This window comes from Stenotrophomonas sp. HMSC10F07 (assembly GCF_001807895.1).
GTDB lineage: Bacteria > Pseudomonadota > Gammaproteobacteria > Xanthomonadales > Xanthomonadaceae > Stenotrophomonas > Stenotrophomonas sepilia.
Map to the genome: position 1 here is coordinate 30,334 of NZ_KV791446.1, position 12,467 is coordinate 42,800.

General features: G+C 65.6%; 12 protein-coding genes and 1 pseudogene. 11 read left to right on the forward strand and 2 right to left on the reverse strand.

The features are described from left to right. Positions 1–34: 34 nt before the first annotated feature. A pseudogene (locus tag HMPREF3114_RS21600) lies at positions 35–1,124 on the reverse strand (NAD(P)/FAD-dependent oxidoreductase). A 690-nt stretch (positions 1,125–1,814) separates the two neighbouring features. Continuing rightward, positions 1,815–2,003 carry a hypothetical protein gene (locus HMPREF3114_RS21105; RefSeq protein WP_141750845.1) on the reverse strand — a complete coding sequence of 63 codons (189 nt, stop codon included), beginning with the start codon at positions 2,001–2,003 and terminating at the stop codon, positions 1,815–1,817. A 29-nt stretch (positions 2,004–2,032) separates the two neighbouring features. Between HMPREF3114_RS21105 and HMPREF3114_RS18000 the strand changes: the two genes are divergently transcribed. From HMPREF3114_RS18000 to HMPREF3114_RS18050, 11 genes are all read left to right on the forward strand, one after another. Further along, on the forward strand, positions 2,033–2,788 hold the full coding sequence (locus HMPREF3114_RS18000; protein ID WP_070490198.1) for a hypothetical protein: 756 nt from the start codon (positions 2,033–2,035) through the stop codon (positions 2,786–2,788). Between the two features lie 118 nt (positions 2,789–2,906). Continuing rightward, positions 2,907–3,119, forward strand: a complete 213-nt coding sequence (locus HMPREF3114_RS18005) for an AlpA family transcriptional regulator (protein ID WP_070490362.1) — start codon at positions 2,907–2,909, stop codon at positions 3,117–3,119. Between the two features lie 42 nt (positions 3,120–3,161). Next, the gene (locus HMPREF3114_RS18010) at positions 3,162–4,037 is read left to right on the forward strand and encodes a ParA family protein (protein WP_070490200.1); all 876 of its coding nucleotides are present in this window, start codon (positions 3,162–3,164) and stop codon (positions 4,035–4,037) included. After that, positions 4,021–4,269: a hypothetical protein gene (locus HMPREF3114_RS18015; protein ID WP_070490202.1), complete on the forward strand. Its 249-nt coding sequence runs from the start codon at positions 4,021–4,023 to the stop codon at positions 4,267–4,269. The genes HMPREF3114_RS18010 and HMPREF3114_RS18015 overlap by 17 nt, the downstream gene beginning before the upstream one ends. Continuing rightward, positions 4,262–5,896, forward strand: a complete 1,635-nt coding sequence (locus HMPREF3114_RS18020) for a ParB family protein (RefSeq protein WP_070490204.1) — start codon at positions 4,262–4,264, stop codon at positions 5,894–5,896. The genes HMPREF3114_RS18015 and HMPREF3114_RS18020 overlap by 8 nt, the downstream gene beginning before the upstream one ends. A gap of 15 nt (positions 5,897–5,911) precedes the next feature. Further along, the gene (locus tag HMPREF3114_RS18025; RefSeq protein WP_021205172.1) at positions 5,912–6,472 is read left to right on the forward strand and encodes a DUF2857 domain-containing protein; all 561 of its coding nucleotides are present in this window, start codon (positions 5,912–5,914) and stop codon (positions 6,470–6,472) included. 3 nt (positions 6,473–6,475) lie between these two features. Continuing rightward, on the forward strand, positions 6,476–7,741 hold the full coding sequence (locus tag HMPREF3114_RS18030) for an STY4528 family pathogenicity island replication protein (protein ID WP_070490206.1): 1,266 nt from the start codon (positions 6,476–6,478) through the stop codon (positions 7,739–7,741). A gap of 314 nt (positions 7,742–8,055) precedes the next feature. Further along, positions 8,056–8,838: a PFL_4669 family integrating conjugative element protein gene (locus tag HMPREF3114_RS18035; RefSeq protein WP_070490208.1), complete on the forward strand. Its 783-nt coding sequence runs from the start codon at positions 8,056–8,058 to the stop codon at positions 8,836–8,838. Further along, entirely contained in the window at positions 8,835–9,362 is a 528-nt protein-coding gene (locus HMPREF3114_RS18040; protein ID WP_070490210.1) for a DUF3158 family protein, read from the forward strand. Before HMPREF3114_RS18035 ends, HMPREF3114_RS18040 begins: the two co-directional genes overlap by 4 nt. A 73-nt stretch (positions 9,363–9,435) precedes the next feature. Next, a complete protein-coding gene (locus tag HMPREF3114_RS18045) occupies positions 9,436–9,888 on the forward strand; it encodes a single-stranded DNA-binding protein (RefSeq protein ID WP_070490213.1) in 453 nt (150 codons plus the stop codon). A gap of 273 nt (positions 9,889–10,161) precedes the next feature. After that, complete coding sequence (locus HMPREF3114_RS18050; RefSeq protein ID WP_070490215.1) at positions 10,162–12,174, forward strand: DNA topoisomerase III; 2,013 nt, start codon at positions 10,162–10,164, stop codon at positions 12,172–12,174. Positions 12,175–12,467 lie beyond the last annotated feature (293 nt).

Here is a 12,467-nt window from a genome sequence, read left to right on the forward strand (position 1 = left end):
ACAGAATTCTGGAATTACATTGGTAAAGCGCGCGTCACGTGCGCAGGCCACGGCGGTGGAAGTAGACCTGCTCGGCAATGCGCCGCGTGGCCGCCGTGTGCAGCAGTGCATTGAACGGCCAATCGGCCTGCAGATGATCCATCGCCCAGCGCAGCAGGCGCTTTCCATGGAACGCCGGAGCCACCTGCCGCGCCACCCGTTCCGCTTCCGGCCCTTGCCCACGTAGATGGCGGGCCATCGCCTCGCCGACCGCCCAGCCGTGCCGCCACGAGGAGTGAATGCCCCCGGCGGACAGCGGCGAGACGATGCCCGCCGCGTCGCCGGTCAGGATCACGCGTTGGCAGGTGATCGGCCCATCCGGTCGGCCGCAGGGCACCAGGCCAGCACGGGTGGCCGAGGGACGCGCAAATGGCGGGATGCCGACCACATCGCGCACATGCTCAAGGAAACCATCAATATCCGGCGGCCGCGCCTGTCGCGGATCATGACGCAGGGCCAGCCCGACCTGCAGGCCGGTCGGATTCTGGGCGACCCAGCCGATGTAACCCGGCGCGTAGCGCTTGCTGACGAAGCAATGCAGCGCGTCGCCCTGCGCGACCTGCAAGCACGCCGTAGAGGTTGTCACGCACTTGGCCGAGCCCGGTGCGCTGTGCCACGCGTGAGCGTGCGCCATCAGCGCCAACCAGATAGGCACATCGCCCTGCCCCATCCACCAGCCAGCCATCACCGCTGCGATGGGCATCGGTGAAAGACTGCTGCAGGCGCAGGTCGACACCGTTCGCGCGCAGCTCGCTGGCCAGCCAGCGCATCAGGTTCGGCGTATCGGTGGTGAGGAAGTAATAGCCCGGCGCGGCCAGCAACACGCTGCGCAGGTTCGGCGCATACAGGCGCACGTTTGCGACGCGTTGCACGAGATGTTCGGGCATGCGCCCCAGCCAGGTCTGCTCCATCGCCTCTTTCACCACGATGCCGGTGGTGTGCAGGCGCTCGCCGGGGGCAGCCTTGCGTTCCAGCACGCAGACGCGCAGGCCGTACTGGGCAGCAGCCAGTGCGCAGGCGGCACCGGCAAAACTGGCGCCGACGATGACCACATCATGGTCGTAGGCGGAAGGAGTTTGGGGCATGGCTGCATCGTTCTGGAGGAACACAGATGCAGCTTCCAACTGGCGCGTGGCGAGGCCAAGGAGTGGCGGTGAAGTGGGGATGAAGCAGGCGCCAGTCAAACGAAAAACGCCCCCTGTCGGGAGCGTTCTTCTTGAATCTGGAGCGGGAAACGAGACATGCACTAAGCGCATAAGTCGTTGTTTCCCGAACACTTTCTTCGCCGAGGTGGCCAGCGAAGACCTCAATTGTAGCCTTGTTTTTCGTCCCCGGCAACAAGTTCGTCCAAAGAAATCCACCAACGTCCAAGGACCACACACAGCGCGCCAGCCGCACGCCCCCGGCATAACACGCACATGGACTCGACCTCGCTATCTATTCCCCATTCTCTGCTCCAGGGTCTCCGCCGCGATGCAGACTAGGCAGGGTTGCGATGTCTTCGCGGTCCGGGTGCCCTCGCGGAAAGGCACGCCGCACATTGAGGCGCCCGCCCATGTGCAGGCCAACTTGAAAGAGCGCATATCTTTTCATAGCGCTAGGCACGCAATTCTTTATTGGTATTTCAGGATGCTGGCATAAGTATGACAGGCGCGAGTTCGCTGCGTCTGGCTGGACGTTGGGATTCCAATAATATCCCCCTTCGCGCCTCTGAGACCGCTGGCATATCAGGGCATACCTAGATGGTTTTGCGGAAGCCGCAACTTCTGACGACCCTAATAGCGTGAGCGCACTGTCCGGCCCGCGGCCAGATGCTTCACCTTTAGTTGATGAACTCTTACATACGAGCGCACGCTGCCTGCCGGTAGCGCCGTAATCAAGCCCCATGACGAAGCGGCCTTGGGGTTCGCTTTCTTCTCAGACAACTCGCTGACCGTCGGGTTGGCGGCAAAGGAGTCGGCCATGTAGTTCTTCTCCTAGAAGGAGACGGAGCATGAACGAGAACAAGGTTGATGCACCCACATCGAAGGTGTTCTATCGCTCGATCGAGGCGTCCATCCGCTGGGCCGGGCTGCTCCGGTACGAGCACGCTATCCTAGCTTCCATTTCATCCCCTCGAAACCTACCTCTTTCGCTGAACTGCCCGCGCTGGGGCGAACTGCGGCTGTGCACCGAACGCATCTATGACGGCATCCTCAATGGGGAACTGCCCTTCGGGCGGGACGGCATCACAACGCGCGACGCCGAACTGATCGACTCTCCCGACCTCACCGTCCGCCATGTTGATCTGAAACGCTGGATGCGTCAGCAGTACCCCGAACAGCGACCGGGCTTTCTCTTCTCCCGCAGCGAGCGCATCACCCATCCCTTCATTTCGCTGGAGACCGGGCAAGCCATGCTGGTTGAACAGCTCGCCCTGAAATCCGCCTTAGAACAGTCCAAGCGCCAACTCCGCGAGTTGCAGGACAGGCATGACGCACTGCTCAAGCAGTCCACGGTGCTTTCCGCCTCCGCGCAGTGCCCGATCAGCAATCGGGCCGAGGCCACCTACTTGAACATCATCGGGAGCATGCTGGAACTGATGCTCGGCCAGTCGCCCTCGGGCGCGCCGTACTCCAGCTTCAAGACGCAGGAGGCCGTAGTCAGCGCACTGGTCGCCCATCACCGCGGCGTCATGGGAATCGCCGAGCGGACATTGAACGGCAAGTTCGCCACAGCCAGGCGCCGGCTGCATAGCGCCACCTTCTGAGATGTTCCAGCTTGTATGTGCAGTCGCGGAGATTGCATTTGCAATGTCTTTCCGCAGCCAGGTCTATTGAATAGAGGTCACGCCCACAAACGCCACTGAGCGTTTAGGAGTGACCGACATGTCGCAAACACCTGTACTGCCACCGAACGAGCGCCGCATCCTGCGCCTGGAAGAAGTCGAAGCGAAATCAGGCTTCAAGCGCGCCCACCTCTACAACCTGATGCGCGCCGGCAAGTTCCCCAAGGCGCTGCGTCTGGGCGTGCGCGCCGTCGGCTGGGACTCCATCGAGATCGATGAGTGGATCGCAGAGCGCGTCCACAACCGGGCCTGACCCGTTCTCCCGCGGACTATCCATCCTCACACGGAGAACGCCATGCAGGTCGTATCCATCATTTCAACCAAAGGTGGCGTCGGCAAGACCACCACGGCCGCAAACCTGGGCGGGTTCGTCGCCGACGCGGGGTTGCGCGTGCTGCTGCTCGATCTCGACGTGCAGCCTACCTTGTCCTCGTACTACGAGCTGGCCCACCGCGCGCCTGGCGGCATCTATGAATTGCTGGCATTCAACGAGCTTGACCTCGGTCAGCTCGTGTCTCACACGATCATCACCGGCCTGGACCTGGCGCTCTCCAACGATCACCGGGGCGAGCTAAACACCTTGTTGCTGCATGCTCCGGACGGACGCCTGCGCTTGCGGCACCTGCTGCCGGCACTGGCTCCCCTCTACGACTTGGTGCTGATCGACACCCAGGGCGCGCGTTCGGTGACGCTGGAAATGGCGGTGCTCGCCTCCGATCTCGCGCTGTCGCCGGTGACCCCGGAAATCCTCGCCGCCCGAGAGCTGCGGCGCGGCACCATACAGTTGCTGGAGGACATCGCGCCGTACCGGCACCTGGGCATCGAGCCACCGCCGCTGCATCTGCTCATCAACCGGGTCCACCCGGTGTCGGCGAACGCCCGGCTGATCCAACAGGCCCTGCGCAACCTGTTCCAGGACCACACCGGCATCCGCGTGCTAGCCACCGACGTGCCGGCCATCGAAGCCTATCCGCGCGCCGCGACGCGCGGCCTGCCAGTGCATCGGGTCGAATACCGCCAGCCACCGGGCAGAGTCGCACCCGCCGCGCTCGATACCATGCGCGGCCTCGCCGGCGAGCTGTTCCCGCAGTGGCAACACCGATTTGCCGCGGTGTCCGGCCGTTCGTCAGTCCCTCTTGATACCGGGAGGCCCCATGGCGAACGCACATGAACTGGCCCGAGGGCACAAACGGCTGCGCGCCCTGATCGAGTTCGCCGTCGGCGAAGGCTGGCACGTCAAGCGCACACTTGGCGGGCACTTGAAATTCACCAAGGCCGGCTGCGCTGCGATCTACACCGGTTCGACCGCCAGCGACCACCGTGCGGCCCTCAATGCCCGGGCGCAGATCCGCCGCGCCGAGCGCGAGGTCCGGACCCCGGCGCAGGGAGGCCGCCATGGCTGAGATGACCTCCCAGCAGATGGCTGGCAAGCTACTCGCGGCCGGGTTCGAGCGCAGCGGCCCGTCCACCTCGGCCTTGAGCGACCCGATCGCCGACACGCCCATGGTCGTGACCCTGGACCAGTTGCGCCCCTACGACCACGATCCCAGAAAGAAGCGCAACCCGGCTTACGAGGACATCAAGGCGTCCATCCGCGAGCGCGGCCTGGACGCGGGGCCGGCCATCACCCGGCGCCCGGGCGAGGACCACTACATCATCCGCAACGGCGGCAACACACGCCTGGCGATACTGCGCGAACTGTGGTCGGAGACCAAGGACGAGCGGTTCTTCCGCATATCGTGCCTGTTCCGGCCCTGGCCCAGCCGCGGCGAAGTCGTGATGCTGACCGGCCACCTGGCCGAGAACGAACTGCGCGGGGGGCTCACGTTCATCGAGCGCGCCCTCGGCGTCGAGAAGGCGCGCGAGTTCTACGAGCAGGAAAGCGGCGCCGCCCTGAGCCAGTCCGAACTGGCCCGCCGCCTGGCCGCCGATGGCTTCCCGGTCCAGCAGTCGCACATCAGCCGCATGAACGACGCGGTGCGCTACCTCCTGCCGGCGATCCCCGCCGTGCTCTATGGCGGCCTCGGCCGCCACCAGGTCGAACGACTGTCGGTCATGCGCAAGGCCTGCATGCTCGCGTGGGAGCGCTACGCCAAGGGCCGCACGCTGGTGCAGGACTTCGACGAGTTCTTTCAGGGGGTGCTGTCACAGTTCGACACGCAGGCCGACGAGTTCGCCCCCCAGCGCGTGCAGGACGAGCTGATCGGCCAGATGTCCGAATTGCTCGGCATCGACTACGACGTGCTGGCGCTCGACCTCACCGAATCCGAAAGCCGCCATCGCGCCCTGGTCAGCGATCCCACCCCGCCATCGGCGCCGCCTGCGCTGCCTGAGCCGGGCGCCATGGCACGTGCGCCCGCCGCGCCGGCCCCATCGGCCCCGACGCCGGCCGCCACACCTGGGTCGCGCGAGCGCGAGAGCGGCTCGGGGACGGACGCCTCACCCACAGGAAGCTCCGTGACGGCTCCTGGTGATCTGCTGCAGGGGCACATCGTTTCGCCCGCACCGACGACGGAGCGGCTGCAATCCATTCAGCGGATGGTCGCCGACGAGCTGGGCGATGCGCTACCCGATTTCTCGGCCAATGTCTTGCAGTCCATTCCCGTCCAGGCAGGCGGTCTCTACCCGATTTCCGACGTCTGGCACATCGACGCGGGCCTGGACACGCCCGACCGCCTGCGCATCCACATCGCACAGTTCGCACGCGAGATCGCGGGCGAGGCAGGCCTTGATCAGTGCATCGAGGAACGCGCGGACGGTGTTGGCTTCGCATGCCATGCCAGCGCGCAGCCGCCATCACCGCAGGGTCGCGCCGTGCTGGCATTGCTGGCGAGCCTGGCAGGCCAGAGCTTCACCGATGCCGATCTGGACGGCGAGCAGCTTGCCGCCGAGCTGCCGGCGCTGCTGCACGGCCAGGGCGATGCGAACCGGCGATTGAGCGACACCGCGCTGGTCAAGCTGTTCCGATTGCTGCGCCTGGCCCGGCGCCTGCTGGACCTGGAGTCCGGTGCCGCAGGCCCTGGGGCATGAAGGAAGGAGACCAGCATGTCCGCCCCACACCCGCTCAATCAAGCCGTGATCGCCCAGGCGCTCTACGACCTGCGCAACGGCCAACTGCGCCGCTGCAAGGCGATGGGCTTCAGCGAGGCCGAGCTGGATGCGCTCAAGCATCCCGCCATGGTGAGCGTGCTTGCCAACGCCAATGTCTCGTGGTGTTCCGTGTCCGTGAACCGTGAGGTGCTCCGGCGTCTGCTCTCGCAGGCGCAGGACGTGGAGAAGGAGATTGCGACCGTCGATCGCATGTTGCGCCTGGGGGCCAGCACGGAGATGGTCAGCCGCTTCTATGGCCTGACCCATCAAGAAGTCGCTTTGCGCCGTGAGGTGCTGGGCCTGCCCAAGCGCAAGGGGCGTCACCCTGTCTTGGACGAGAAGCAGGACGTCGAACTGTGGCGGCGCTGGAAAGCCATCACCAGCAGCAGGAATGTGGACTTGGAGGACGAGACCTCGATTCTCGACGCAGCCATGGACCTCGCCGAAGGCATGGATTTGCCGCTGTCGGTGGTCTGGGCCGCGATCAAGTCGTGGGTCGATCAGGGACTGGGTTGAGCCATGGCCGCGGACGACAACACCGCACCACGCCATGGCTGCGTCGCACTCGCTGACCTGTTCGACGCAGCGCTGAAAGACCTTGCGCCCAAGCCCAGCCCGCCCACGCCCCCTTCCGCGCGCAGGCCTATACCTGCGCCGTCACCTGCGACACCGGCCGCGTCCGGCGATGCGTTCCTCTTCAGCGGCAACCGACATGAGACCGTGCCGCGACGGCTGTTCCTCGACCGCCGCCTGACGCCGCTGGAGCGCAACGCCTGGCAGGTCTTCCGGCTGATGCTCAACGACGATGGCGTGACGGCGTTCCCGACGTATGAACAGCTTCGGCCCTGGCTGGCGTCGATGCCCTGCGCCGGGCAAGCCTCGCACGAAACCGTGGCGCGAGCCCTGACGCTTCTGCGCCTCACCCGATGGTTGAGCCTGGTGCGGCGCCGCCGCGACCCCAAGACCGGCCGCATCCTCGGCAACCTCTATGTCCTGCACGACGAGCCGCTGACGCCCTTTGAAGCGATGCAGCTCGACGCCGATTACCTGGCGCTGGTCAGCCAGTCCCTCGGGCACTCGGCCAAGGCCGTCCAGATGGTCGGCCTGAACACGCTCAAGGAAATCGCGGAAGACCCGCTGCTATCCGGCCGCACGCTGCCGTCACGGCTGCAGGTCCTGGCCGAACGCCTCGCCAGCCAGGGCATCACGGCGACCGAAAGTTATCCACAAGAGGAGGCCACTCACGATTCCGAAGAAGGGCCGACGAGCCTTCTTCGGAATCGTGATGACCCTGCTTCGGAATTCGAAGCAGGGCCAAAACCCGCGCCAGACGCCTCTCTTCTGAATCCGAAGCAGGCCCCTACAGTACGTAGTAGTCGTATTAATGAAGTACGTACTACCGCGCAGGCGCAGGCGCGCGCGCTGGGCGACCTGCAATGGCCCAAACGGTTCGCGGAACTGAAGGCAGAGCAGCAGACAGGTGCGCGGGTGGCATTGCAGCAAGTCGATGCCGCGCTGAGGCAAGACGTGCTGGACGAATGGGCTACACGATGCGGCAGCCATGGCATCCGCAATCCTGCGGGGTATCTGTTCGGCATCATCCAGCGGGCCATCCATGGCGAGTTCAACGCTCGGGCCAAGAAAGACGCGCCAGCGGCACACGCTCCGCCGAATGAGGGGCCACCACCAGCACCGCCATCATCCCAGCCGCAGGGCAAGCCGGTGCCGCCAGAAGTCGCTAAGCAGCACATCGAGCGACTGCGCAACCTGCTCGCCAGCAAGTGAGCGGGCCTGCAAGACGGTGAAGTGGATGCCAGTGGCTTCCAGTAGAACTATCCCCAGGGGATAGTTCTACTGACGGCTACACGTCGAACCGCTGCACGCCAGGCCCCGATCGCCTGCGGCGGATCGGCCTTGTCCGGGCTGAGCCGGGCGCGCAGCGTTCCTTTGTGCTCCATGGGGCTATCCCCTGGGGATAGCTCACGCCGCATTCACCCGCCGCGCCCTGAACCGGGGACTAGCGGGTTTCGGTTTGTTGACTGACTGCCTTCCGCCACCTGCCGAAGCTGTCCGCTCTTTTCCTACAACGAGCGGACACCATGGCAACCACCAACGAACCCCTGCAACTGAATCTCGGCTCCTTGCGCAGTGCGATGTCGTTGACGCTGCACACGCACCACGCCTCGCGCATCTGGCGTGGCCGCGCAGCCGCCGAGGGTCGACCGGGCATCGTCGGCCTGAACGGCTACATCGCCCAGATGAACAAGATGCGGCGCGGCTCGGAGCAGGACGACCCGTACAGCGACTTCTGGATGCTCCGCATCGAGGACAAGCTCGACCAGACCAAGGCCACGCTGCAATCGCTGCGCGAACAGGTGGACCAAGCCCTGGCGAGCGTGCCGTCGGCACTCACCCTGGGCGAGAACCTCAACGTCCAGCCGGTCAAGCTGCCGCTGTTCGTCAATGCGCAGCTCGGCTTTGCCGCCGTGTACCTGCTGGCCGACTACGACGACATCGCCCGCAAGCTGATCCTCGCGCACCACACGGCGTTGATCGATCGTTCGACGCTCGAACGCTGGCTCAACGAAGGCGCCCATGCGCTGCGCAGTCTTTTCAGCCTGGCCCAGCAGTACCGTTACTCGGGCTGCACCCGCGACGACTTCGCCGCGAAGAATGCCGCAGCGCGGGCGGCGCTGGACAAGTTCGGCGAGTTGCCGCAGGACGTGCTGGAAGGCACGCGCCGCTCGAAGTTCGCGCCGCCCATCGTGCGTCGTGGCCTGCAGCAGCACGGTGACGCTCCCGCCGCAACAGCATCCGCCAGTGACGAAGCCGCCGCCACCGAGGCACCCGGAGCGACGGCCGGCGAGGACGAGCAGGCATGAGCGACCCGAACCGCGACACCCGCTACTTCCGCCCCCTGCAACAGACCGCTTTCATGCGACTGGAACACGCAGGCTCTCAAAAAGGCCTTTTAAAGCCTTTTAAAGGTAAAGGGGACTTGGAGGCCTGGGCCAGCCAGTGCTTCGCCACGCGCGACGAGTTGATTGGCTTGGCGCAGCGACAGGTGCTGCCACAGGCCGTTGGGCATCCCTTCCACCTGCTCCCCATCGAACTGGCCCCGCAGACCACTGGCGCAGGCACGGCGTTTCTTCGCTGGCGCAAGCACGACCGGTCGGCCATGGGCGTCGGCTTGTGGCAAGAGCTGATGGCGAGCACCAGCACGCCGGTCAACCTGCTGGCCGACCTGCACGCGATCGAGCTTCAGCGCATCACGCTGAACATGCAGATCAGCCTGTTGCACACCTTGGGCAGGCAGGCGCAGGAATGCGCCAGCAAGGCCGCCGCGGCGGAAGACGCCTACCTGCGCCGGCTCAAGTCCACCCCACCCGCGCTGCGCGATCGGTGATCGCGCCGGGCAACCCAGCACGCGCTCGCCGCCGACCAGATGCGGGTATTTCTACCACCACGGAGATTGCAACATGAGTACGCATTTTTCTGGCGAGGGCAACATCGGTTCGCCCCCCGAATACCGGGAGTTCCCCAACGGCAACGACGAACCGCGGCGCTTGCTGCGGCTGAACGTGTATTTCGACAACCCCGTCCCCACCAAGGGCGGCGACTTCGAGGATCGCGGCGGCTTCTGGGCGCCGGTGGAAATCTGGCACCGCGACGCCGCGCACTGGAAGGACCTGTACCAGAAAGGCATGCGTGTGCTGGTCGTCGGCCGCATGGAGCGCGACCCCTGGACGGACAACGAGGATCAGCCGCGCGAGACCTGGCAGATCAACGCGCGCAGCGTCGGCATCCTGCCGTTCCGCATCGAGTCCGTGACCCTCAGCCCTAGGCAGCAGGAGACCGCGCAGAACACGCAGCCGAATTCCCAGGCCGCCCAGGAACCGACCGCGCCGAAGGAGCCGAAGCGCAGGAAGTGATGCAGCATGGGGCGGCGGCAGTCGTCCGTCGTCCCACGCCCTCGCGAGCTATCCCCAGGGGATAGCTCCATCAACGTCCACCGGCGTCCGCGCGCTCCAAAAAATCGCGGCTCCCGGTCCGCACCCCCCCGGCCGCACGCCACTTCCGTCCCGGCCATTCCATCCCGTGAAAGTGGTCGCCACCGCAGGCGGCTTGTTTGCTGCTGCCCGTGGTGATGCTCGGCATCCTCGATTCCAGCAACTCAATGAACCACGGAATTCGGATGGACGGACATGCGGCTGTTCTTGTGCGAGAAGCCATCGCAAGGCAAAGACATTGGTCGAATCCTCGGCGCGACGCAGCGCGGCGAAGGCTGTCTCAGCGGCTCCGGCGTCACCGTTACCTGGTGCATTGGCCATCTCGTAGAAGCGGCAGCTCCCGAGGTTTATGACGCGGCGCTCAAGCGCTGGTCGCTGGCGCAGTTGCCCATCATTCCCCAACAGTGGCGGGTCGAGGTCAAACCGAAGACCGCCACGCAATTCAAGGTCGTCAAAGCACTTCTGGCGAAGGCGACTCATCTGGTCATCGCCACCGATGCCGACCGCGAGGGCGAGCTGATCGCCCGCGAGATCATCGACCTGTGCGGCTACCGCGGCCCCATCGAACGGCTGTGGTTGTCGGCACTCAACGATGCGTCGATCCGCACCGCGCTCGGCAAGTTGCGGCCGTCTTCGGACACGCTGCCGATGTACTACTCGGCACTGGCGCGCTCACGCGCCGACTGGCTGGTGGGCATGAACCTCAGCCGGTTGTTCACCGTGCTGGGCCGGCAGGCAGGCTACGACGGCGTGCTATCCGTCGGGCGCGTACAGACGCCGACCTTGAAGCTGGTCGTGGACCGCGACCGCGAAATCGCGGCCTTCAAGTCGGTGCCGTTCTGGGCCATCGACGTGTCGCTGTCCGCAGGTGGGCAGGCTTTCAGCGCGCAGTGGGTTCCACCCGATGGCTGCACCGACGACGCCGGCCGCTGCCTGCAGCAGCCCATCGCCCAGCAGGCAGCGCAACAGATCCGCGCTGCGGGCAGCGCCCAGGTGGTATCGGTCGAAACCGAGCGCGTGCGCGAAGGCCCACCGTTGCTGTTCGACTTGGGCACCTTGCAGGAGGTTTGTTCCAAGCAGCTTGGGCTGGATGTTCAAGAGACCCTGGAGATCGCCCAGGCCCTGTACGAGACGCACAAGGCCACTACGTACCCGCGCTCGGATTCCGGCTACCTGCCCGAAAGCATGTTCGCCGAGGTGCCGACTGTTCTGGCCAGCCTGCTCAAGACCGACCCGTCACTGCGCCCGATCATGGGCCAGCTCGACCGCTCGCAGCGCTCTCGCGCTTGGAACGATGGCAAGGTCACGGCGCACCACGGCATCATCCCGACGCTCGAACCCGCGAACCTCTCTGCGATGAGGGAGAAGGAGCTGGCCGTTTACCGGCTCATCCGGGCTCACTACCTTGCGCAGTTCCTCCCTCACCACGAGTTCGACCGCACGGTCGCCAAGCTGTCCTGCGGCCAGCAGAACCTGGTGGCCACCGGAAAGCAGGTGGTCGCCCAGGGTTGGCGCCTGGTGCTGGCCGAGCCGCAAGCGGACGAAGACGGGGAAACCACCGCGCGCAGCCAGGTACTACCCGCGCTGCGCGAGGGCCTGGCGTGCCTAGTGGCCGAGGCGGATGTCAAGGCGCTCAAGACGCTGCCTCCGAAGCCCTACACCCAGGGCGAACTGGTCAAGTCGATGAAAGGCGTGGCGCGCTTCGTGACCGACCCGCGCCTGAAACAGAAATTGAAGGACACGACGGGCATCGGCACCGAAGCAACGCGCACCAACATCATCACCGGCCTGCTGACGCGGAGCTATCTCGTGAAGAAAGGACGCTCCATTCGCGCATCGGATGCAGCGTTCACCTTGATCGACGCAGTGCCCGCAGCGATTGCCGACCCCGGAACCACCGCCGTGTGGGAACAGGCGCTCGACATGATCGAGGCCGGACAACTCACCCTGGACGTGTTCATCGGCAAGCAGGCCACATGGATTTCGCAACTGATCGCGCAGTACGGCAGCACCTCGCTGTCCGTCAAGGTTCCCCAGGGGCCTGCTTGCCCGCAGTGCGGCGCACCGACGCGCCAGCGCACCGGCAAGACCGGCCCCTTCTGGTCGTGCAGTCGCTACCCCGACTGCAAAGGCACGCTGCCGATCGAGAGCGGCGCGTCCAAACGCGGTGCCTCGCGCCCGCGCAGTAGCGGCCGCAAGGGCTCCTGACCGACTCCGCCCCCCCCGAGAGCCGTGCCCGCCATCGGCGGCGTGGCCCATGTCCCGCACGCCCTGCGGGACGCCCAGCGCGCAACGCCTTCTCCTGTCCGTGTGCGCGTCCCGCCCGGCCGTCCCCGGCCGCGGGACCTGAAGGTAGCTTCTCCGCGAACCGTGTCCGGGGTTTCCCGGCGCGTTCTGCTGATCTGCATTTTTCCGCCTCCGCGAAGGGTCCCCCGATGGCTTGCCAGCCTGCGAACCACCCGGAGACCCTTCGCGGTCAGCGGTATTCGATGCCGTGCCCA

Bases quoted from the DNA above. Each gene is read 5' to 3' on its own strand.
- HMPREF3114_RS21105 (WP_141750845.1), bottom strand. From the start codon at position 2,003: ATGGCCGACTCCTTTGCCGCCAACCCGACGGTCAGCGAGTTGTCTGAG.
- HMPREF3114_RS18000 (WP_070490198.1), top strand. From the start codon at position 2,033: ATGAACGAGAACAAGGTTGATGCACCCACATCGAAGGTGTTCTATCGC.
- HMPREF3114_RS18005 (WP_070490362.1), top strand. From the start codon at position 2,907: ATGTCGCAAACACCTGTACTGCCACCGAACGAGCGCCGCATCCTGCGC.
- HMPREF3114_RS18010 (WP_070490200.1), top strand. From the start codon at position 3,162: ATGCAGGTCGTATCCATCATTTCAACCAAAGGTGGCGTCGGCAAGACC.
- HMPREF3114_RS18015 (WP_070490202.1), top strand. From the start codon at position 4,021: ATGGCGAACGCACATGAACTGGCCCGAGGGCACAAACGGCTGCGCGCC.
- HMPREF3114_RS18020 (WP_070490204.1), top strand. From the start codon at position 4,262: ATGGCTGAGATGACCTCCCAGCAGATGGCTGGCAAGCTACTCGCGGCC.
- HMPREF3114_RS18025 (WP_021205172.1), top strand. From the start codon at position 5,912: ATGTCCGCCCCACACCCGCTCAATCAAGCCGTGATCGCCCAGGCGCTC.
- HMPREF3114_RS18030 (WP_070490206.1), top strand. From the start codon at position 6,476: ATGGCCGCGGACGACAACACCGCACCACGCCATGGCTGCGTCGCACTC.
- HMPREF3114_RS18035 (WP_070490208.1), top strand. From the start codon at position 8,056: ATGGCAACCACCAACGAACCCCTGCAACTGAATCTCGGCTCCTTGCGC.
- HMPREF3114_RS18040 (WP_070490210.1), top strand. From the start codon at position 8,835: ATGAGCGACCCGAACCGCGACACCCGCTACTTCCGCCCCCTGCAACAG.
- HMPREF3114_RS18045 (WP_070490213.1), top strand. From the start codon at position 9,436: ATGAGTACGCATTTTTCTGGCGAGGGCAACATCGGTTCGCCCCCCGAA.
- HMPREF3114_RS18050 (WP_070490215.1), top strand. From the start codon at position 10,162: ATGCGGCTGTTCTTGTGCGAGAAGCCATCGCAAGGCAAAGACATTGGT.